Origin of the sequence: Rhodovastum atsumiense (assembly GCF_937425535.1) — a bacterium.
GTDB lineage: Bacteria > Pseudomonadota > Alphaproteobacteria > Acetobacterales > Acetobacteraceae > Rhodovastum > Rhodovastum atsumiense.
On the sequence record NZ_OW485601.1, the window covers coordinates 5,969,776 to 5,989,766 of the forward strand.

18 protein-coding genes are annotated in these 19,991 nt (G+C 70.6%); 14 read left to right on the forward strand and 4 right to left on the reverse strand.

Going from position 1 to position 19,991, the window contains the following annotated elements:
- The first annotated feature begins 66 nt into the window (after positions 1-66).
- The 6 genes from NBY65_RS26870 to scpB all read left to right on the forward strand — a co-directional run bounded on the left by NBY65_RS26870 (position 67) and on the right by scpB (position 4,950).
- A complete protein-coding gene (locus NBY65_RS26870) occupies positions 67-1,302 on the forward strand; it encodes an FAD-dependent oxidoreductase (RefSeq protein ID WP_150043940.1) in 1,236 nt (411 codons plus the stop codon).
- 191 nt (positions 1,303-1,493) lie between these two features.
- Positions 1,494-1,646 (forward strand): hypothetical protein, encoded by a 153-nt coding sequence (locus NBY65_RS26875; protein WP_162530801.1) that lies wholly within the window; start codon positions 1,494-1,496, stop codon positions 1,644-1,646.
- A 33-nt stretch (positions 1,647-1,679) separates the two neighbouring features.
- Positions 1,680-2,684 carry a beta-N-acetylhexosaminidase gene (nagZ, locus tag NBY65_RS26880; protein WP_338110435.1) on the forward strand — a complete coding sequence of 335 codons (1,005 nt, stop codon included), beginning with the start codon at positions 1,680-1,682 and terminating at the stop codon, positions 2,682-2,684.
- The gene (locus NBY65_RS26885; protein WP_150043976.1) at positions 2,684-3,415 is read left to right on the forward strand and encodes a site-2 protease family protein; all 732 of its coding nucleotides are present in this window, start codon (positions 2,684-2,686) and stop codon (positions 3,413-3,415) included. The genes nagZ and NBY65_RS26885 overlap by 1 nt, the downstream gene beginning before the upstream one ends.
- On the forward strand, positions 3,402-4,232 hold the full coding sequence (locus NBY65_RS26890) for a segregation and condensation protein A (RefSeq protein ID WP_150043942.1): 831 nt from the start codon (positions 3,402-3,404) through the stop codon (positions 4,230-4,232). The genes NBY65_RS26885 and NBY65_RS26890 overlap by 14 nt, the downstream gene beginning before the upstream one ends.
- The gene (scpB, locus tag NBY65_RS26895) at positions 4,213-4,950 is read left to right on the forward strand and encodes an SMC-Scp complex subunit ScpB (RefSeq protein WP_150043943.1); all 738 of its coding nucleotides are present in this window, start codon (positions 4,213-4,215) and stop codon (positions 4,948-4,950) included. The genes NBY65_RS26890 and scpB overlap by 20 nt, the downstream gene beginning before the upstream one ends.
- A 30-nt stretch (positions 4,951-4,980) precedes the next feature.
- Here the strand turns inward: scpB and NBY65_RS26900 are convergent, their stop codons facing one another.
- On the reverse strand, positions 4,981-5,592 hold the full coding sequence (locus NBY65_RS26900; protein ID WP_150043945.1) for an acetate uptake transporter: 612 nt from the start codon (positions 5,590-5,592) through the stop codon (positions 4,981-4,983).
- 261 nt (positions 5,593-5,853) lie between these two features.
- Here NBY65_RS26900 and tatB point away from each other — a divergent pair, with 261 nt between their 5' ends.
- From tatB to NBY65_RS26920, 4 genes are all read left to right on the forward strand, one after another.
- Positions 5,854-6,369 carry a Sec-independent protein translocase protein TatB gene (tatB, locus tag NBY65_RS26905; RefSeq protein WP_150043947.1) on the forward strand — a complete coding sequence of 172 codons (516 nt, stop codon included), beginning with the start codon at positions 5,854-5,856 and terminating at the stop codon, positions 6,367-6,369.
- A gap of 108 nt (positions 6,370-6,477) precedes the next feature.
- On the forward strand, positions 6,478-7,218 hold the full coding sequence (gene tatC / locus NBY65_RS26910) for a twin-arginine translocase subunit TatC (RefSeq protein WP_150043978.1): 741 nt from the start codon (positions 6,478-6,480) through the stop codon (positions 7,216-7,218).
- 3 nt (positions 7,219-7,221) lie between these two features.
- Entirely contained in the window at positions 7,222-8,496 is a 1,275-nt protein-coding gene (serS, locus tag NBY65_RS26915; RefSeq protein ID WP_150043949.1) for a serine--tRNA ligase, read from the forward strand.
- Between the two features lie 518 nt (positions 8,497-9,014).
- Complete coding sequence (locus NBY65_RS26920) at positions 9,015-10,541, forward strand: two-component system sensor histidine kinase NtrB (RefSeq protein ID WP_162530802.1); 1,527 nt, start codon at positions 9,015-9,017, stop codon at positions 10,539-10,541.
- A gap of 23 nt (positions 10,542-10,564) precedes the next feature.
- Here NBY65_RS26920 and NBY65_RS26925 read toward each other — a convergent pair whose 3' ends face one another.
- Positions 10,565-11,227, reverse strand: coding sequence for a peroxiredoxin-like family protein (locus NBY65_RS26925; RefSeq protein WP_162530803.1), 663 nt, complete (start codon positions 11,225-11,227; stop codon positions 10,565-10,567).
- 140 nt (positions 11,228-11,367) lie between these two features.
- On the opposite strand from NBY65_RS26925, the gene NBY65_RS26930 reads away from it, so the two are divergent.
- Together NBY65_RS26930 and NBY65_RS26935 are read left to right on the forward strand one after the other, a co-directional pair.
- Complete coding sequence (locus tag NBY65_RS26930; RefSeq protein WP_150043954.1) at positions 11,368-12,282, forward strand: LysR family transcriptional regulator; 915 nt, start codon at positions 11,368-11,370, stop codon at positions 12,280-12,282.
- A 128-nt stretch (positions 12,283-12,410) separates the two neighbouring features.
- Complete coding sequence (locus NBY65_RS26935) at positions 12,411-13,082, forward strand: DsbA family oxidoreductase (protein WP_203330660.1); 672 nt, start codon at positions 12,411-12,413, stop codon at positions 13,080-13,082.
- Between the two features lie 8 nt (positions 13,083-13,090).
- On the opposite strand, the gene mfd is transcribed toward NBY65_RS26935, so the two are convergent.
- Together mfd and NBY65_RS26945 are read right to left on the reverse strand one after the other, a co-directional pair.
- Entirely contained in the window at positions 13,091-16,537 is a 3,447-nt protein-coding gene (gene mfd, locus NBY65_RS26940) for a transcription-repair coupling factor (RefSeq protein WP_150043956.1), read from the reverse strand.
- A 190-nt stretch (positions 16,538-16,727) separates the two neighbouring features.
- A complete protein-coding gene (locus tag NBY65_RS26945) occupies positions 16,728-17,009 on the reverse strand; it encodes an FAD assembly factor SdhE (protein ID WP_150043958.1) in 282 nt (93 codons plus the stop codon).
- A 40-nt stretch (positions 17,010-17,049) separates the two neighbouring features.
- On the opposite strand from NBY65_RS26945, the gene recG reads away from it, so the two are divergent.
- Both recG and NBY65_RS26955 read left to right on the forward strand, forming a co-directional pair.
- Entirely contained in the window at positions 17,050-19,113 is a 2,064-nt protein-coding gene (gene recG / locus NBY65_RS26950) for an ATP-dependent DNA helicase RecG (RefSeq protein ID WP_150043960.1), read from the forward strand.
- Between the two features lie 113 nt (positions 19,114-19,226).
- Entirely contained in the window at positions 19,227-19,988 is a 762-nt protein-coding gene (locus NBY65_RS26955) for an ABC transporter ATP-binding protein (protein ID WP_203330661.1), read from the forward strand.
- Positions 19,989-19,991: the final 3 nt, after the last annotated feature.

The following is a 19,991-nucleotide window of genomic DNA, read 5'->3' on the forward strand; positions in this document are numbered from 1 at the left end:
GCGCGTCGCCGTCACACTTGCCGAACCCGTTGTCGCGGGCGGCACCGGAAGGAAGGACGACGGCGCATGACCGACCGGATCGAGACCACCTGCTGCATCGCCGGCGGCGGCCCGGCCGGGGTGATGCTCGGCAACCTGCTTGCGCGCGCCGGCGTGGCCGTGCTGGTGCTGGAAAAGCATGCCGATTTCCTGCGCGACTTCCGCGGCGACACCATCCACCCCTCGACGCTCGGGGTGATGGCGGAGCTCGGCCTGCTGGAGGAGCTGCTGCGCCTGCCGCACCAGCCTGCGCATGAACTCGCCGCGGTGATCGACGGCGCGCGATTCGCCATCGCCGATTTCAGCGCCCTGCCGGTGCGATGCCCGTTCATTGCCTTCATGCCGCAATGGGATTTCCTGGATTTCCTCGCCCGCGACGCGGCGCGTCATCCCGGCTTTCACCTGCGCATGCAGGCGGAGGTCACCGGCCTGCTCACCGAGGCGGGCCGGGTTGTCGGGGTGCAGGCGCGCACGCCGGCAGGCCCGCTGGAAGTGCGGGCCGATCTGGTGGTGGGGGTCGACGGCCGCGGCTCCATCGTGCGGCAGGCGGCACGATTGCCGGTGCGCCGGCTCGGCGCACCGATGGATGTGCTGTGGTTTCGTCTGCCGCGCGAGGCGTCCGACCCGCAGGAGAGCATGGGCGTGTTCGGGGCCGGCGAGATCCTGGTGCTGATCGACCGCGGCGGGCACTGGCAATGCGGCTACGTCATCCCCAAGGGCGGATTCGAGGCGTTGCGCGCCCGCGGGCTGCCCGATTTCCATGCCCGGCTGGCGCGGCTCGCCCCGTTCCTGGCGGCCCGCGCCGCCGCCGTCACCGCGTGGGAGGCGGTGAAGCTGCTGACGGTCGCGGTCGACCGGCTGCGAGCCTGGTCGCGGCCGGGGCTGCTGTGCATCGGCGATGCCGCGCATGCGATGTCGCCGATCGGCGGGGTCGGCATCAACCTCGCCATCCAGGACGCGGTCGCCGCCGCCAACCTCCTGGCCGCGCCGCTGCGCGAGCGCCGGCTGCGGGTGTCGGACCTGCGCCGCGTGCAGCGCCGGCGGGCCTGGCCGACCTGGGCGACGCAGCGCCTGCAGGTGCTGGCCCAGGGCCGCATCATCGCCCGCGTGCTGGGCGGCCGGCAGGCGCCGCGCCCGCCGCTGCCGGTGCGCCTGCTCGCCCGCTTGCCCTGGCTGCGACGCGTCCCCGCCCGGCTGATCGGACTCGGGCTGCGCCCCGAGCATGTCGATCCCGGCTTGCGCGGCACCACCCCGGTGGTGTAGATCGTTGCGCATGGTCAGGATCAATCACCGACCTGAACGATTTTGGCGCCGCTGGTATTACATTCTGGCGGCCTAGGTTCTCTGTTTCCGATGACACCGAAGCCGCCCCATCGAGGCGGCTTTCGTCTGTCAGGACATTTGCTGACGATCGTTCGCCAACCATGGAGCGGCCCCATCACCAGGAGGCCCACATGACCCTGCTCAAGTTTCGCTTCACGCCCAGCGACGACACGGATTTCGACGTCTGTGCCGGTCCCGCCCGCGCCGAACCCCCGGCGCCGCAACCGGCCGAGGCCGAGCGTGACCAGCCGCGTCAGACCACCAGCCAGCCTGCCAAGGGGTGACGCGTCGCGCCGCGGGGTGCTATCCGCGACGGAATGTCCCTGATCAAGGCTGCCATCGTCGGCATCTCGGGCCCTGAACTGACCGCCCAGGAGGCGGCACTGTTCCGGGCCCACCCGCCCGCCGGCATCATCCTGTTCGCGCGCAACATCCGCGACCCCGCGCAGCTCGGCGCGCTGGTCGCGGCGCTGCGTGCGGTCCTGCCCGCGCACGCCGTGCTGATGGTCGACCAGGAAGGCGGCCGCGTCGCCCGCCTGCGCCCGCCGCACTGGCGCGACCACCCCTCCGCCGCCGCGCATGGCGCGCTGTTCGCCACCGATCCCGCCGCCGGCCTGCGCGCCGCCTGGCTGACCGGCGCACTGATCGGCCTCGACTGCGCCGCCGCCGGCTTTGACGTGGCCTGCGCGCCGGTGCTCGACCTGGGCCTGCCCGGGGCGCACGCGGTGATCGGCGACCGCGCCTTCTCCGCCGATCCCGGGACGGTGGCCCGACTCGGCCGCGCCCTCGCCGAGGGGCTGCTGGCCGCCGGGGTGCAGCCGGTCGGCAAGCACGCGCCCGGCCATGGCCGCGCCATGGTGGACAGCCACCTGGCCCTGCCCGAGGTGGCGGAACCCGACCTCGCGGCGGACTGGCATCCCTTCGCCGCCAATGCCGACCTGCCCTGGCTGATGACGGCGCACATCCTGTATCGCGGGCTCGATCCCGCGGCCCCGGCGACGCTGTCGCCCCGCATCCTGCAAGGGGTGGTGCGCGACCGATTCGGCTTCACCGGGGTGCTCGTCAGCGACGATCTCGCCATGCAGGCGCTGCGCGGCACGCCAGCGGACCGGGCGCTCGCCTGCCTCGCGGCGGGGTGCGATGTCGCGCTTTATTGCAGTGGCGAGATCGCGCCGACCACCGACCTGTTGATCCAGGCGCCGCCGCTCACGCCGCAGGCGCGGTGCCGGCTCGAAGCGGCGCGGACGCTGGCGGCCGGCCGTCGCGCCGCACTGGACGGGCCGGCCCTGGAAACCGAACGGAAGGCGCTGCTGTCGTGGTGATGGAGTGGGTGCTGTCCTTCGTCGCGGTGGTCGTGGCGATCATCCTGCACGAGATCGCGCACGGCTATGCGGCGCTCGCGCTCGGCGACGACACCGCGAAGCGCATGGGGCGGCTGTCGCTCAATCCGCTGGTGCACGTGGACCGGGTCGGCACCATCATCGTGCCCGGCCTGTTCCTGATCGCCCAGGCGCTGGCGCGCACCGGCGGGGGCGTGTTCTTCGGCTGGGCCAAGCCGGTGCCGATCGACATCAGGCGCCTGCCCAATCCGCGTCGCAGCATGGCGCTGGTAGCCCTGGCCGGGCCTTTGATGAACTACGCGCTCGCCTTTCTCGCCCTGCTGCTGCTGCACGCGACCCCGCTGCTGCCCTGGGAGCCTCGGCTCTGGGCCATCGGCTTCCTGGCGTTCTTCCTGATGGCGAACCTGGCGCTGGGTACGTTCAACCTGCTGCCGATCCCCCCGCTCGATGGTGGCCGCATCGCGGTCGGCGTGCTGCCGGAGCGGCTGGCCATCGCCTGGGCGGGAATGGAACGGGCCGGCATCGCCGTCGTGCTGCTGGTGGTGTTCCTGCTGCCGGCGGCGCTGGCCGAGTTCGGCATCGGCTTCGACCCGCTGCGCTGGTGGCTGCACGGCATCGCCGATCCGATCTTCCGCTTCCTTGCCGCCCTCGCCGGCCATCCCCGCGACCTGGTGATCGTGCTGCGCTTCCTCGACGGGGATGGCGGTGGCTGAGATCGCTGGTCCGGCCGCCCCGGAAGCGCCGCCCGCCGAGGCGCGCGCCGGCGAAGCCCTGGTGGTGCATCTCGAGGGTTTCGAAGGGCCGCTCGACCTGCTGCTGGAGCTTGCGCGCGGGCAGAAGGTGGATCTGGCGAAGATCTCGATCCTCTCCCTGGTCGACCAGTACCTGGGGGTGATCGAGGGCGCCCGCCGCGTGCGGCTGGAGCTGGCGGCGGACTGGCTGGTGATGGCGGCGTGGCTGACCTGGCTGAAGTCGCGCCTGCTGCTGCCCGCGGGCAGCGCCGCCGCCGAGGAAGGCGAGCTGGCGGCCGAGGTGCTGGCCGCAAGGCTGCGCGACCTGCAGGCGATCCGCCTTGCCGCCGCCTGGCTCGGCGCCCGGCCGCAACTCGGCCAGGACGTGTTCCCCCGCGGCGAGCCCGAGGATTTCACCCAGACCGACCACTCCCGGCTCGGGGTGGACCTGCCCGGGCTGATGCGCGGCTACCTGGTGGCGATGCGCCGCAGCGCCGGCAACCGCCGCTACCGGCCGCGCCCGGTCACGCTGTGGACCATCAAGGACGCCCTGACCCGGCTTGCCCACATGGTCGGCAGCCTGCCGGACTGGGCGAGCCTCGAGCAGTTCCTGCCGGAGGGGATCGGCACGCCGCTGCAACGCCGCGCGGCCCTGGCCAGCACCCTGGTGGCAGGACTGGAAATGGCCCGCGACGGCGCGGTGCGGCTGCGCCAGGAATCGGCGTTCGGGCCGATCCTGCTGTGCCCGGCCGCGGTCGCCGCGGCCGACGAGGAAACCGATGAGCAATCCCTCCCCTGATCCCGCGCTTCCGCCTGCGGAGCCCGCCACGCCCGAGATCCTGCCGCCGGAGCCTGCCCCCGCAGCCGAATCGGCCGCGCCCGAGGCCGCCGGGCCGACGCCGGAGGCGCTGGAGGACGCGCTGCGCCTGGTGGAGGCGATGGTATTCGCCTCCACCGCCCCGGTGCCGCTGCGCGCGCTCGGCAGCATGCTGCCGGTCGGGCTCGATCCCGAGACCGTCATCGCCGCGCTGCGCGCGCGCTATGCCGGACGCGGGGTGGAACTGGCCGAGGTCGCCGGCGGACTGCAGTTCCGCACCGCGGCGGATCTCGCCCCGCGGCTGCGCAAGGTGGTGCAGGTGCCGCGCCGGCTGCCGCGCGCGGCAATGGAGACGCTGGCCATCATCGCCTACCACCAGCCGGTCACGCGCGCGGAAATCGAGGAAATCCGCGGCGCCTCGCTGGCCCAGACGACGCTCGACGCGCTGCTCGAGAACGGGCTGATCGCACCGAAGGGACGCAAGGAATCGCCGGGCCGGCCGACGCTGTGGGCGACCACGCCGGCCTTCCTCGCGCAGTTCGGGCTCAATGATCTGAGGCAATTGCCGCGGCGGGAGGACCTGATGGTCGAGCCTCCCTCTCCCGGTGGCGGGGAGGACGCCGCCGCCGCGACCCCGGAGGCCGGGATCGCGGCGGATGCGGTGGCCGGCCAGGGCGAGGCGGAATCGCCGTCCGCCTGACCCCGATTCGGCCGGTGGGCGGATGCCCGCTCAGGCGAGCGGACGACCCACCGGCAGGATGTCGCGCCCGGTCAGATCCTTCAGCAGGATGCTGGTGAGCATGTAGAAAACGACGGAAACCAGCACCAGCAGGGTCACGGTGCAGGCCAGGCCGAACGCCTCGCCGCCGCCGAACTTCTCGATGTCGAGCAGCACGAAGGCGCCGAACAGCAGGGCGAACACGGTGAACATGGTCGCGTGGATGCGGGCCGAGGCGATCAGCATGATGCCGGTCCAGATCGTCCAGACCAGCATGAAGCTGCCGACGTCACGGTCGGTGACCGGGAAGACGCCGTATTTGTTGGCCACCAGCATGGCGGCGAGGCTGATCCAGAAGGCCCCGTACGAGGTGAAGGCGGCATAGCCGAAGTTGTTGCCCGCGCGCTGTTCCTGCAGCCCCGCGGAAAACTGGGCATAACCGCCATAGACGAAAGCGAGCCAGATGACCGGCCCCGTGCTGGCAAGGCCGAGATTGTGCAAGGCCAGCATCAGCGTCGTCACGCCGAAGCCGGAAAGGCCGACGACCGCGGGATTGCCTGCCTTGGCGGGAGAAAATACCAGTGGACCCTGGCTTCCGATCGTAATCGGCTTGACTTCAGTCATGAAGGTTCACCTTTCTTGGGACGTTCTCGGGTATTTTTCGCTTTTGTTGCAGGCGACGTTTCAATTTCGACTTACTGATGATTGATATGTCGACTCTGCGACCAATCTAGCGCCAGGCTCATCTCGATACAATTCAGCGCTTGTTTCCCACTTTGCGTCGCGGCGGCAGGCACATTACGGTGAGAGACGAATTGGTCCCCCGGTTTCCCATCTCCCGGGTTTCCTGCTAACCACGCCGGCCCGGGAGTGTGGCGCGCGCAGATGTTCGACTTTGCCTGGTCCGAGATTGTCCTGATCGGCGTGGTGGCCCTGATCGCCATCGGTCCGAAAGACCTGCCCATCGCCATGAAGGCGGTGAGCAACGTCATCAAGAAGGCCCGCCGCATGGCGAGCGAGTTCCAGACCCACGTGGACGAGATGGTCCGCGAGGCGAATCTCGAGGAAGTCCGCAGCCAGATCAACGAGATCCGCAATTTCGACATCAAGGGCACGGTCGAGCGGGCGATCGATCCGGATGGCGGGCTGCGCCAGACCTTCAACACGAATCCACTTCAGCCGACACCGACCTGGGTGCCGCCCGCCACGCCCACCGCGATCGCGCCCCCGGCCCCCGAGGATGGCGCAGCCGCGGCCCCGCTGGCGGAAGCCGCCGCCACGCCGCCGCCCATGGGGGTGGAAGCACCGGCCTTCGTCCCGCCCGAATATGCGGTGCCGCCGCCGCCTCCCCCCGCCTTCATCCCGCCTTCGGCGGCCCGCCCGCCCCGCCTGCGTGCCTGACCGCCGAACGTCCGCGAGAGTACCGTGCGCATCCCCTTCCTGAGCAAGAAGTCCTCGGCCCCCAAGCCCGCGCCCGAACCGGTAGAAGACATCATCGACGACAAGCCGATGCCGCTGCTCGATCACCTGATCGAGCTGCGCCGCCGGTTGCTCTGGGCGCTGGCCGCCTTCGTGGTGTGCTTCTTCATCACCTACCATTTCTCGGCCGACATCTACTCCTTCCTGGCAAAACCGCTGGCCGACCTGATGGAAGCGCGCGGCGAGAACCGCCGCATGATCTTCACCGCGCTGTACGAGGCGTTCTTCACCGACCTGAAGGTGGCCTTCTTCGCCGCGGCCTTCATTTCCTTCCCGGTGGTCGCCGGCCAGATCTGGCTGTTCGTCGCCCCGGGGCTCTATCGCAGCGAGAAACGGGCGCTGCTGCCCTTCCTGTGCGCCACCCCGCTGCTGTTCCTGCTCGGCGGCGCGCTCGCCTACTACGTCATCTTCCCCTTCGCCTGGGGCTTCTTCCTCAGCTTCGAAAACCCGCAGGGGGCGGGTGGCCTGCCGATCCAACTGGAAGCGCGGGTTTCTGAATACCTGGACCTGGTGATGAAGCTGATCTTCGCCTTCGGCATCACCTTCCAGCTTCCGGTGGCCTTGTCGCTGCTGGCCAAGGTCGGCATCGTCACCTCGGCCGGGCTGAAGAAGTACCGCCGTTACGCGATCGTCGGGATGTTCATCGTCGCCGCCATCCTCGCCCCGCCCGACGTCATCACCCAATGCGGGCTGGCGATTCCGCTGATCGGGCTCTACGAAATCTCGATCATCGCGGCCAAGCTGGTCGAGCCCAAGCCCGTCGAGGTCTGAGTCATGCACGATATCCGCACCATCCGCGCCGACGGCGCCGCCTTCGACGCTGCCCTCGCCCGCCGCGGCATGCCGCCCGCTTCCCCCGCGCTGCTGGAACGCGACGCCGCCCGCCGCGCCGCCCAGACCGCGCTGCAGGAGAAGCAGGCGCGGCGCAACGCGCTGTCGCGGCAGGTCGGCGAAGGCCGGCGCAAGGGCGAGGACACCACGGCGCTGGAAGCCGAGGCGACGGCACTGCGCACCGAGATGGAAGGGCTGGAGGCCGATGTCGCGCGCCTCGATGCCGAAATTCGCGCCGTGCTGGAAAGCCTGCCCAACATCCTCGATCCCGACGTCCCGGACGGCCCGGACGAAACCGCCAACGTGGTGCTGAAGCAGTGGGGCGAGCCGAAGGACCTCGGCTTCGCCCCGAAGCAGCATTTCGAACTGGGCGAGGCGCTCGGGCTGATGGATTTCGCCACCGCGGCGAAGCTGGCCGGCGCGCGCTTCACCGTGCTGCGCGGCCCGCTCGCCCGGCTGGAACGCGCGCTCGGCCAGTTCATGCTCGACCTGCACACGCGCGAGCATGGCTACGAGGAAACCATCGTGCCGCTGCTGGTCAACGCCACCTCGGCCTACGGCACCGGCCAGTTGCCGAAATTCGAGGAAGACCTGTTCAAGACCACCGACGGCCGCTACCTGATCCCGACCGCCGAACTGCCGCTGACCAACATGGTCGCCGGCGAGATCGTGGCGGAGAAACGGCTGCCGATCCGCGTGACCGCGCTGACCGAGTGCTTCCGCTCGGAGGCGGGTGCGGCCGGGCGCGACACCCGCGGCTATCTGCGCCAGCACCAGTTCCGCAAGGTCGAGCTGGTGTCGATCACCCATCCCACGCAAAGCGACGCCGAGCACGAGCGCATGACCGCCTGTGCCGAACGTGTGCTGGAACTGCTCAACCTGCCGTACCGGCGGGTGGTGCTGTCCTCCGGCGACACCGGCTTCGGCGCGGCCAAAACCTTCGACCTGGAGGTGTGGCTGCCGGGCCAGCAGATGTGGCGGGAGATCTCCTCCTGCTCCAACACGCGGGATTTCCAGGCGCGCCGGATGAACGCCCGCTTCCGCGGCACCGACGACAAGTCGGTCGCCCATGTGCACACGCTGAACGGGTCCGGCGTGGCGGTCGGGCGCGCGCTGATCGCGGTGATGGAAAACGGCCAGCAGGCCGACGGCTCGATCCTGATCCCGCCGGTGCTGTGGCCCTACATGGGCGGCCAGGAGCGCATCGCGGCCGCCTGACCGGGCCGGGCACGGCGCCCGGGCCGCCCAGGTCCGGCGGCGGAATTTTCTGCTACCACAAGGATCCGCGTGGCGTGCCGGCCATGCCAGGCCGGCACGCCCCCCTGTACGCCGCAGTCCGTGGCGTTAAATCCGATACGGCCCCGAACCTGGCCGCCTCTCATTCGTTCCGCCCCATGGCAAGGCCCACGCAGCCTGGCCACGGAGATGGCGTCACGGACAAGGAGGCGTCACGGTGACTGGCCGGAATCCGAAGTTGATCGTCACGGGTTTTACTTCGCGCTTCATCTGGATTGCTCGCGCGAACCAAGACATCTCCCAAACAGGTCAAGCAATGGCCGGTTGTAAGGGCCGCACAGGTCACTTGCATCCTTGCGCTTGCACCGACCCAATAGGTGCTGATAGTAACACGACAGTGCCCCACAAGAGTTTTCGCGTCGAATGATGCGGCAGCTACAGCATCATGAGTTGATTATCGGCGCCCGGGCCTGCCGGAAGCGGGTCTGATGCTTAGCAAAATGCCTGAAGAAACCAGCGAGTACCTTGCAGCCATATTTACATTTTATGGCGTATTTACGTTGCAGGGTCAGATCGTCGAGGCCAACGATGCACTTCTTGCCGCTGCCTGCCTCGCCGGCCCCGGAGCCTGGATTCGCGATGCCGGCTGGTGGAGGGACGAGGCCGCGCGCCGGCGTCTGCAACAGGGGCTCGACCAGGCGGCCCGGGGCAGCCGCCTGCAGTACCAGGAGGCGGTGCATCTCCCCGACCACGGCATGAGGCGCCTGCACATCGCCATCGGGCCGGTGCGAAGCCTGGACGGGCGCGTCACCCGGCTTGCCTTCGGCGCCACTGAACTCGCCCCCCCCTCATCCGCCGGCCGCGGCGCCACGGAGGCAGAGCCGGTCGGATTCGCCGCCCGCCAGGCGGCGATCCTCGATGCCCTGCCGGCGCATGTGGCGCTGCTGGACCAGTCCGGCACCATCATCGCGGTCAACGAGGCCTGGCGTCGCTTCGCCGCCGGGAACGGCGTGCGCGATCCCGCCGCCTTCCTGGGCTGCAACTATCTGGCGGCCTGCATGCCTTCCGACGGCTCGCCTCCGTCCCCCGGTGACGAGCAGGCGGTCGCCATCGCCGCCGCGCTGCCGCGCATCCTCACCGGCGAGTTGCAGCACTTCACCTGCGATTATCCCTGCCCCACCGCACAGGGCGAACGCTGGTTCCGCTTGATGGCGACGCCGCTGCCGCTGGGCGCCGGCCATGGCGGCGCGGTGGTGCTGCACCTGGACGTGACCACCAACCGCCGCACTGAAGAAGCGCTGCGGCAGATGCAGAAGATGGAGGCGGTCGGGCGCCTGACCAGCGGCCTCGCCCATGACTTCAACAACATCCTGGTGCTGATCATCGGCGGGCTGGAGCTGCTGATGCCACGCCTGACCGATGGTCGATCGCGCGCCCTCGCCGGCAAGGTGCTGGCGGCGGCCGAACGCGGCTCGGCGCTGGCAGAACGGTTGCTGCGCCTCTCGCGCCGCGAGCCGACCCGGCTGCAACTGGTCGACGTGAACGAGGCGATCACGATCGAGCAGAAGCTGTTGCAGCAGGCCGTGGGCGGCACCGTCAGCATCGCCTGCGACCTCTCCCCCGAGGCCGGCTCCGTACTGGTCGACCCGAACGAGCTTGCCACCGCCCTGCTCAACCTCGCGGTGAACGCGCGCGACGCCATGCCCGAAGGCGGGCAGTTGCGGCTCTGCACCTGCCGGGAACGCGCGACGGCACCGCAAGGGGCGGAGCAGGTCGTGATCACCGTGCAGGATACCGGCCAAGGCATGCCGCCGGAGGTGATGGCACGGGTCTTCGAGCCGTTCTTCACCACCAAGGGGCCCGGGCGCGGCACCGGGCTCGGGCTGGCCCAGGTACACGGCTTCGCCCGGCAATCCGGCGGCAGCGCGCACATCGCCAGCGCGCCCGGCCAGGGCACCACGGTCACCATTCGCCTGCCTCATCACGACGAGGAGCCGGCCGCCCCCGTCCGCCTGCAGGTTCTCTGAGCGCGCGCCCCGCCCCCCTGCCGTTACTCCGTGAGCGCGGCCAGCGTCTCCACCCCCGCCAGCACCTGCTCCGGCTCCATGCGGCGATGCGGGCGCGGATCGACATGGGCCTGCCGGATCCGTCCGTCGGTGCCGATCAGGAAGGTCGCCGGGATCGGCAGCTCCCACGCATCGACGCCATTGATCGCGGGCAGGTCATGGCCGAAGCGGCGGTAGATGTCCTGTAGCTCCGGCGACAGGGTCACCGGCAGGCCGTAGCGCCGTGCCACCTGGTTGTCGTGGTCGCCCAGCACCCGGAACGGCAACTGATTGCACAGGACGGTATCGGCACAGTGCCGCGCCCCCTGCGGCGACACCGCCAGCACCTGCGCCTGGTGCCGGCACAGCGCGGGGTGAATGCGGGCCAGGGCGCGCAAAGTGATGGTGCAGAACGGGCACCAGCCACCACGGAAAAAAGTCAGCACCACCGGCCCACGCCCGAGTTCGCGCGACAGCGACACCTCCCGGCCATCCTGGTCGGGCAGGATGAAATCCGGGGCCGGCGTGCCGGGTCCGGGCGCCCGCTGCGCCACTCCGTCGCGCACCAGCCGTTCGATCCCGCCGCGCAGCGTCCTGGCTGTGGCGGGATCCGTGCGCTCCAGCAATCCCTGCATGAATGCCTCAAGCTGTCGGACCAACCCGCCCATGACTCCCCCACTCTCCCCTTCCACCCGGTGCATCCCGTGCCGCCCGGCCCGGTCCTCTTGCCACACATATGATCCATGTTGCATCCGGGGCAAATCGCCTGGGATGTGATGATATTCATGCGCCGGACTTTGAGGTGCCAATGGACCTGCTGATCGCCATGCGAACTTTCGTCCGGGTCGCCGAAACCGGCAGTTTTTCGGCGGTGGCGCGCGAGATCGGCGCGACCCAACCAGCGGTGTCCCGGCAGATTGCGGCCCTGGAGGAGCATCTCGCCGCCCGCCTGCTGCAGCGCAGCACACGCAGCCTGACCCTGACCGAGGACGGGCGCGACCTGCTGGCGCATGCCCGCTTCGTGCTGGAGGCGGTGGAACAGGCGGAAGCGGCGATCGGCCGACGGCGTGCCTCGCCGGCGGGGCTGGTGCGGCTGGGCTCTCCCACGGTGTTCGGCCGGATGTACGTGGCGCCGCGCATCGGCCTGTTGCTGGCGCGCTACCCGGAGCTGTCGGTCGAGCTGGTGATGGCCGACGACGTGGTGGACATGGTGCAGGAGGGACTCGACCTCACCCTCCGCGTCGGCAGCGTGGCCGACCCGACCCTGGTGGCCCGGCGGGTCGGCGTGACCACCTCGCAGGCAGTGGCCGCGCCCGCCTATCTCGACCGGCATGGCGAGCCGCGGCATCCCTCCGACCTCGCCGGCCACGACTGCATCATCTTCACCCGCGGTCCCACGCCGGAAACCTGGAACTTCACCGGGGCGGAGGAAACCGTTCCCGTCGCCGTGCACGGCAGGCTGCGCGTGAACAGCATCGAGGCGGCGCTGGAAGCGGCGCTGGCCGGGGTCGGGGTGGCGCTGGTGCCGACCTGGATGCTGCGCGAGGAACTGCGCGAAGGGCGGCTGCGTCCCCTGCTGCAGGCCTGGCGGCCGCCGCACCGGCCGATCTCGCTGGTTTATCCCTCCAGGCGGTTCCTCGCGCCACGAACCCGAACGGTGATCGACTTCATCGTCGACGAGTTCCGGCTGGATCCGGTGATTTCCGCCTATGGCGTCGCCTGACCGGACGGACGCGGACAAAGGCTTGAGATAAGGTCGACGTCCTGGCCACCACCGCTTGCACCGGCCGCATCCAGGCACGATATTTGCCTGATGCACGCTCTTTGCCAGATGAGTCGGCGGCTGGTTCCGTGAACATCCTCGCCCCCCCCCGCGTCCGCCTGACCATCGAGGTCGTGCACGATCTCGTCTGCCCGTGGTGCTACCTGGGCCTGCGTCGCCTGCTGCGCACGCTGCGCCGCCGCCCGGACCTGACCTCCGATCTCTCCTGGCGCCCGTTCCTGCTCAATCCCGACATGCCGCGCGCCGGGCTCTCGCGCGCCGACTACATCGTGCGCAAGTTCGGCGGCGAGGAACGCGCCCGCAGGCTGTATGGCTCCATCGCCGAGATCGGCCACGGCGAGGGCATGCAGTTCCGCTTCGACCGCATCCGCCGCACGCCCTCCTCGGTGGACGCCCATCGCCTGGTGCGCTGGGCCACCCGCCACGGCAGCGGGCTGGAACTGGTCGAGGCATTGTTCGCCGCGCATTTCACCGATGGCCGGGACATCGGCGACATCGACACGCTGGCTACCATTGCGGCCGCCTGCGGCCTCGACGGCGGCGCCGTGCACGCCTTCCTGGCCAGCGATGCCGAGGCCGACATCATCCACGCCGAGAACCTGCGGGCGCACCGCCTGGGCATCAACGGCGTGCCCTGCTTCGTCATCGGCGGCCGCCACGCCATCGCCGGCGCGCAGGAACCCGAGGTGATCGAGCGCCTGCTCGACGTCGCCCTGGTGGACGCCACCGAAGGCTTCTGACCCCGGCGCTACGCCGCCTTCGCCTGGGCGGCGATGCGGCTGAGATGCGCCACCGTGTCGCGCGCCATCCGCACCCGCTCGGCCACGCTCATTTCCCGCACGATCGCCAGCTTGTGATCGGGGCGCAGTTTCACCGCCCCGCCCTTGCTGGCCAGCCAGCTCACCAACCCGGCCGGATTGCGGAAGGCATTGCCACGGAAGCTGAGGACCATGCCCTTCGGCCCAGCCTCCAGCTTCTCCACCCCGGCCGCGCGGCAGGCGCGCTTGAGCGAAACCACCTGCAGCAGGTTCTCCACCTCCTCCGGCAGCTTGCCGAAGCGGTCGACCAGCTCGGCGGCCATCGCCTCGGTTTCCGCATCGGAGGCCAGCGCACCGATGCGGCGATACAGCCCCAGCCGCACCGGCAGGTCGCGCACATAGGCTTCCGGGATCAGCACCGGCAGGCCAAGGCTGATATTGGGCGTCCAGTCGCGGTCCTCGACCGCCCGCCGCCCCTTGCTCGCCCGCAAATCGGCGACGGCGTCCTCCAGCATCTGCTGGTACAGCTCGATGCCGACCTCGCGGATATGGCCGCTCTGCTCGTCGCCGAGCAGGTTGCCGGCACCGCGGATGTCCAGGTCGTGGCTGGCCAGGGTGAAGCCCGCCCCCAGCGCATCCAGCGAATGCATCACGGTCAGCCGCTTCTCGGCCGCCGCACTCAGCCGGTGCGCCTGCGGCCAGGTCAGGTAGGCATAGCCGCGCTGCTTGCCCCGCCCGACCCGCCCGCGCAACTGGTACAATTGTCCCAGCCCGAACATGTCGGCCCGATGGATGACCAGCGTGTTCACCGCCGGCATGTCGAGCCCGCTCTCGACAATGTTGGTCGAGAGCAGGATGTCGTACCGCCCGTCGGAGAACTCGGTCATCACCCGTTCGAGCTCGGTCGGCGCCAGCCGGCCATGCGCCTGCACCGTCCGCGCCTCCGGCACGATCTCGGCGAGGCGCTCGGCCATCTTGCCCAGGTCCTCGATGCGCGGCACCACGCAGAACACCTGCCCGCCGCGGAAGCGCTCGCGCTGGATCGCCTCGCGGATCACCACCGCGTCGAACGGCATGATGAAGGTGCGCACCGCCAGCCGGTCCACCGGCGGGGTCGCGATCAGGCTCATCTCCCGCACCCCGGTCAGCGCCAGTTGCAGCGTGCGCGGGATCGGCGTCGCGGTCAGCGTCAGCACGTGCACGTCGGCCTTCAGCGCCTTCAGCTTCTCCTTGTGGGCGACGCCGAAATGCTGCTCCTCGTCCACGATCAGCAGGCCGAGGGTCGAGAAGCTGATCCCCTTGGCCAGCAGCGCATGCGTGCCGACCACGATGTTGACGCTGCCATCGGCGAGGCCGCGCCGCACTTCCGCCGCCTCCTTGGCCGTCACCATGCGCGAAAGCTGCGCCACCTTCACCGGCAGCCCCTCGAAGCGGGCGGAGAAGGTACGGAAATGCTGCCGGCTCAGCAGCGTGGTCGGCACCACCACCGCCACCTGGCTGCCGGACATGGCGGCGACGAAGGCCGCCCGCAGCGCCACCTCGGTCTTGCCGAAGCCCACGTCGCCGCAGACCAGCCGGTCCATCGGCCGGCCCGAGGCCAGGTCTTCCAGCACGTCGGCGATGGCACGCGCCTGATCTTCCGTCTCGGCATGCGGGAAGCGGGCGCAGAACTCGTCCCAGGCCCCTTCCGGCGGCGCCAGCGTCTCCGCCTCGCGCAGCCGGCGCTCGGCGGCGATCTGGATCAGCGCCCCGGCCATGTCCTGGATGCGCTGGCGCGCCTTGGCCTTGCGGTTCTGCCAGGAGGTGCCGCCCAGCTTGTCCAGCGCCACCCCGGCGGTCTCGCTGCCGAAGCGGCTGAGCACCTCGATGTTCTCGACCGGCAGGAACAGCTTGTCGTCGCCCTCGTACAGCAGGCGCAGGCAGTCATGCGGCGCGCCGTTGACGGTCAGCGTCACCAGCCCGTCATAGCGGCCGATGCCGTGGTCCTGGTGCACCACAAGGTCGCCCTCGGCGATCTCGGTGGCCTCGGCGATGAACTGGTCGGCCCGCTTGCGCCGGCGCGGCGGGCGGGAGATGCGCTCGCCCAGCAGGTCCTGCTCGGAAACGAAGGCCAGCGTCTCGGCGACGAAGCCGCGCTCCAGCCCCAGCGTCACCAGTCCGACCACGCCCACCGGCAACTTCTGCGCCGCCGCCCAGTCATCCGCCGCCTCGGCGCGGAAGCCGTGCTCGCGCAGCAGATTGGCGATGCGGTCACGCGAGCCGCGGGTCCAGGCCGCGACCACCGGCCGCCGCCCCTCGCCAAGCCAGCGATCGGCCTGGGCACGCAGTTGCGCGAACACGTTGATGCCCGGCCCGCCGCCGGTCGCCGCCGAGCCCTGGGCGAAGATCGGCCCCGGCCGGCCGCCGCCATCCACCCCGGTCGCGCCCTCCGGCCGGGCGAAGGGGCTGAAGCTGAACAGCGGTCCCGCCCCCAGCATCGAGTCCCAGTCGGCCTGCGACAAATAAAGCCGGGCCGGCGGCAACGGCCGGTACGTCGCCTCGCCTTCGCGCGGCACCTGCCGGCGTGCCGCATAGTGGTCGGCGATCATCTCCAGCCGCGCCGCCAGCACCTCCTCGGCCTGGTGGTCGAGGCTGCAGGACGCCTTGGGCAGGTAGTCGAGCAGCGTCTCCATGCCCTCGTGGAACAGCGGCACCCAATGTTCCATGCCGGGATGCCGCCGGCCCTCGGACACCGACAGGTACAGCGGGTCCTGCGCCGCCGCCTGCCCGAACAGGTCACGCCAGGCGGTGCGGAACCGGGCAACCGACGCCTTGTCGAGCGACACCTCGGACACCGGCCGCAGCACCACCTGCTTCAGCACGATGCCGCTGCGCTGGCTGGCCGGGTCGAAGGCCCGGATGCTCTCGATGGTGTCGCCGAACAGATCAAGCCGTACCGGCTCCGGCCTTCCCGCCGGGAAGATGTCGATGATCCCCCCGCGCACCGCATACTCGCCCGGCTCCATCACCGTGCCGGCCCGGCCATAGCCGTTCGCTTCCAGGAAGCGCACCAGCTGGTCGGGATCGAGCGTGCCGCCCTGCGCCAGCGCCAGGCTCGCGCCATGGAACACGTGCCGCGGCGGCACCCGTTGCACCAGCGCATTCACCGTGGTCAGCACGATCCGCACCCGGCGCGCCGGCTCCAGCAGCCGCGCCAGCGTGGCGATGCGCTCGCTTACCAGTTCGGGATTCGGGGAGACCCGGTCGTAAGGCAGGCAGTCCCAGGCCGGGAAGCGCAGCACCTCGGCGTCGGGGGCGAAGAAGGCCAGCGCCTCGGCCAGACGCGACATGCGCGCGTCGTCGCGACAGGCATGCAGCAACGGGCCGGCATGCTCCGCCGCCCGCCGGGCCAGGAGCATGGCATCCCAGCCTTCCGGGACACCGAAAACCGCGGTCATGCCGGCAGCCTCCCACAGGAAGGAAGGCAAGGGCTTCGCCCTTGACCCACCAAGGGCCACAAGGCCCTTGGATCCCATTCGCGCTGCGCGGCACAGAAATCAGGGGTTCCAAGGGCGAAGCCCTTGGTGGAGGTCCAGGAGGCGAAGCCTCCTGGTCGGGTGCGGGGCAACGCCCCGCCAAGGTCCGGCATCATCGCGGCCTCTGCAATGCGAAGGCGCGGAGGGCGCGAAGCATGGGCGAATCGACCTCGGCCGGCACGGGGCGCCGGCCGGTGAGCCAATCGGCGAGGTCGGCGTCGGGAAGTTCCATGACTTCCTCGAGCGCGTCCATTTCCGCGTCGGTCAGCGCATCGATGTGGCGGCGCACGTAGCCGCCGATCAGGAGGTCGTTCTCGTGGGTGCCGCGGTGGGTGGCGCGGAACAGCAGACGGCGCCGCCGTGGGTCCTGCGGCTGCGGGGCTGGTTCGGTCATCGTTGGGGTCATATAGACCCGGGATTGGACAGAGTCAGCCGTGCAACCGCCCTCCCCCATCCCTTCCAGCCTGTGTGCCCCCCTTTTCGAGCCTTTGACCGCCCTGCGCGGCGTCGGCGAGCAGGTCGCGAGCCTGATCGGCCGTGCCGCCGGGGGAGCGCGGGTGATCGACCTGCTGTTTCACCTGCCCGAGAGCTGGATCGACCGGCGGGCGCGAATCGCGATTCGCGACGCCGTGCCGGGGGCGCTGGTGACGATCGAGGCCGAGGTGGTGCGCATCGACAAGCCGGCGAGCCCCCGCCAGCCCACCCGCGTGGTGGTGCGCGACGGCAGCGGGGCGGCGGATCTGGTGTTCTTCCGCCGCTTCCCGGAAGCGAAGCTGGCAAGGGGGGCACGGGTGCTGGTCTCGGGCAAGTTCGACGACCGCGGCCAGATGGTGCACCCCGACCACGTGGTGCCGGCGGGCCAGGAAGCGGCGCTGCCCTGGATCGAGCCGGTCTGGCCGCTGACGGCGGGGCTGTTCGCCTGGAACCTGCGCAAGCCGGTGGCCGATGCGCTGACCCGTATCCCGGCCTTGCCGGAATGGCATGACCCGGCGCTGCTGCGGCGCGAGGGCTGGCCGGACTTCGCCGCGGCGCTGCGCATGCTGCATGCGCCGGAGGTGCCGCCGCCCCCGGCGGCGCGGCGCCGGCTGGCCTATGACGAGTTGCTGGCCGGGCAACTGGCGCTGGCCTTCGTCCGCCGCCGCGCCCGCGAGCGGCCGGGTCGTGGCCTGTCCGGCGACGGGGCGCTGCGCGCCGAGGCGCTGGCCCGATTCGGCCACGTGCCGACGGCCGAACAGCAGGCGGTGCTGGCGGAGATCGATGCGGACCTCGCGGCCCCCCGGCGGATGCTGCGGCTGCTGCAGGGCGATGTCGGGTCCGGCAAGACGCTGGTGGCGGTCCTGGCGATGCTGCGTGCGGTCGAGGCCGGCGCCCAGGCGGCGATGATGGCGCCCACCGAGATCCTGGCGCGCCAGCATTTCCGCACGCTGGAGCGGATCTGCCCGGTGCCCTGCGCGCTGCTGACCGGCTCGGTGACCGGCAAGGCGCGGACGCGCCTGCTGGAAGGGCTGGCCGATGGGTCCGTGCCGGTGGTGGTCGGCACCCATGCCCTGGTGCAGGACAGCGTGACCTTCCGCGACCTGGGGCTGGCGGTGATCGACGAGCAGCACCGCTTCGGGGTGGAGCAGCGCCTGCGCATGGGCGCCAAGGGCGAGGCCGCGGACGTGCTGGTGATGACCGCGACGCCGATCCCGCGCACGCTGCTGCTGACCCAGTGGGGGGAGATGCAGGTCAGCCGCCTGACCGGCAAGCCGGCCGGGCGCCAGCCGGTGCGCACGACGCTGCATTCATTGGCCACCCTGCCCGATCTGGTCGATGCGATCGGCCGGGCGCTGGCCGGCGGGGCGCGGGTCTACTGGGTTTGCCCGATGGTGGCCGAGAGCGAGGTGCTGGACCTTGCCGCCGCCGAGGAACGCTTCGCCGGGCTGCGCGGCCGCTTCGGGGATATGGTCGGGCTGGCGCATGGCCGGCAGGACGCGGCGGTGCGGGAAGCGGCGCTGGCCGATTTCGCCGCCGGGCGCACCCGGCTGCTGGTCGCCACCACCGTCATCGAGGTCGGCGTCGACGTGCCCGAGGCCAGCGTGATGGTGATCGAGCACGCCGAGCGCTTCGGCCTCGCCCCGTTGCACCAGTTGCGCGGGCGGGTCGGCCGCGGGCGGGAGGCCAGCTTCTGCCTGCTGCTGCACGCCGACGGGCTGGCCGAACCGGCGCGGCGGCGGCTGACCCTGCTGCGCGACACCGGTGACGGGTTCCGCATCGCCGACGAGGATTTCCGCATCCGCGGCGGCGGCGACCTGCTGGGGACGAAGCAGGCCGGCCTGCCCGGCTGGCGGCTGGCCGATGCCGAGGCGCACGAGGACCTGCTGCACATGGCCGCGCGGGACGCGGAAGTGCTGGCCCAGCGCGACCCGGAGCTGCGCAGCGAGCGCGGCGAGGCGGCACGGGTGCTGCTGCACCTGTTCGAGAAGCGGGCGGCGTTCCGGACGCTGCGGGCAGGGTGACGTTGTGATTGAATGAATATTTCCCCATCCCCCGCCGCGCCCGGGCTTCCCCGGGTTGCAAAGCGGCGGGTTTCCGCTATTCCGGCCGGCCACGATTGCGGAGGGAAGAGACCTTGACCGGTACCACCGAGCCCGCCCTGATCGACATCCAGGGGCTCACCAAGCGCTTCGGCCTGTTCACCGCCGTGGATGATGTCTCGTTCCAGGTCGCCCGGGGCGAGGTCCTTGGCTTCCTTGGCCCGAACGGCGCGGGCAAGTCCACCACCATGCGCATGCTGGCCGGGTTCATGACGCCGACCGCCGGCACCGCGCGCATCTGCGGCCACGACGTGCAGACCGATTCGGTCGCCGCGCGCCGCTGCCTCGGCTTCCTGCCGGAAGGCGCGCCGAACTATCCGGAAATGACGGTGGAAGCATTCCTGCGCTTCGTCGCCCGGGTGCGCGGCTATCGCGGCGGCGAGCTGGGCGACCGGGTGGCGCGGGCGCTGCACCTGACCACGCTGGAAGGGGTGCGCCAGCAGCCGATCGAGACGCTGTCGAAGGGCTTCAAGCGCCGGGTCGGGCTGGCGCAGTCACTGCTGCACGATCCGCCGGTGCTGATCCTCGACGAGCCCACCGACGGGCTCGATCCCAACCAGAAGCACGAGGTGCGCGCGCTGATCCACCGGATGGCGCCGACCAAGGCGATCGTGATTTCCACCCATATCCTCGAGGAAGTGGACGCGGTGTGCACGCGCGCCATCATCATCGCCGGCGGCCGCGTCGTCGCCGACGACAAGCCCGGGGCCCTGGAGAAGCTGCATCCCTCCGGCCGCCTCGAGGACGTGTTCCGCCAGATCACCCAGACCCCGCCTTCATCCCGCATCGCCGCCTGATCC

What these genes read in the sequence shown, in the direction of transcription:
- NBY65_RS26890 (WP_150043942.1), top strand. Translation starts at nt 3,402, where the DNA reads ATGGCGGTGGCTGAGATCGCTGGTCCGGCCGCCCCGGAAGCGCCGCCC.
- NBY65_RS26920 (WP_162530802.1), top strand. Translation starts at nt 9,015, where the DNA reads ATGCCTGAAGAAACCAGCGAGTACCTTGCAGCCATATTTACATTTTAT.
- nagZ (WP_338110435.1), top strand. Translation starts at nt 1,680, where the DNA reads ATGTCCCTGATCAAGGCTGCCATCGTCGGCATCTCGGGCCCTGAACTG.
- NBY65_RS26875 (WP_162530801.1), top strand. Translation starts at nt 1,494, where the DNA reads ATGACCCTGCTCAAGTTTCGCTTCACGCCCAGCGACGACACGGATTTC.
- NBY65_RS26900 (WP_150043945.1), bottom strand. Translation starts at nt 5,592, where the DNA reads ATGACTGAAGTCAAGCCGATTACGATCGGAAGCCAGGGTCCACTGGTA.
- NBY65_RS26870 (WP_150043940.1), top strand. Translation starts at nt 67, where the DNA reads ATGACCGACCGGATCGAGACCACCTGCTGCATCGCCGGCGGCGGCCCG.
- NBY65_RS26945 (WP_150043958.1), bottom strand. Translation starts at nt 17,009, where the DNA reads ATGACCGAACCAGCCCCGCAGCCGCAGGACCCACGGCGGCGCCGTCTG.
- NBY65_RS26930 (WP_150043954.1), top strand. Translation starts at nt 11,368, where the DNA reads ATGGACCTGCTGATCGCCATGCGAACTTTCGTCCGGGTCGCCGAAACC.
- tatB (WP_150043947.1), top strand. Translation starts at nt 5,854, where the DNA reads ATGTTCGACTTTGCCTGGTCCGAGATTGTCCTGATCGGCGTGGTGGCC.
- NBY65_RS26885 (WP_150043976.1), top strand. Translation starts at nt 2,684, where the DNA reads ATGGAGTGGGTGCTGTCCTTCGTCGCGGTGGTCGTGGCGATCATCCTG.
- scpB (WP_150043943.1), top strand. Translation starts at nt 4,213, where the DNA reads ATGAGCAATCCCTCCCCTGATCCCGCGCTTCCGCCTGCGGAGCCCGCC.
- NBY65_RS26925 (WP_162530803.1), bottom strand. Translation starts at nt 11,227, where the DNA reads ATGGGCGGGTTGGTCCGACAGCTTGAGGCATTCATGCAGGGATTGCTG.
- serS (WP_150043949.1), top strand. Translation starts at nt 7,222, where the DNA reads ATGCACGATATCCGCACCATCCGCGCCGACGGCGCCGCCTTCGACGCT.
- tatC (WP_150043978.1), top strand. Translation starts at nt 6,478, where the DNA reads ATGCCGCTGCTCGATCACCTGATCGAGCTGCGCCGCCGGTTGCTCTGG.
- mfd (WP_150043956.1), bottom strand. Translation starts at nt 16,537, where the DNA reads ATGACCGCGGTTTTCGGTGTCCCGGAAGGCTGGGATGCCATGCTCCTG.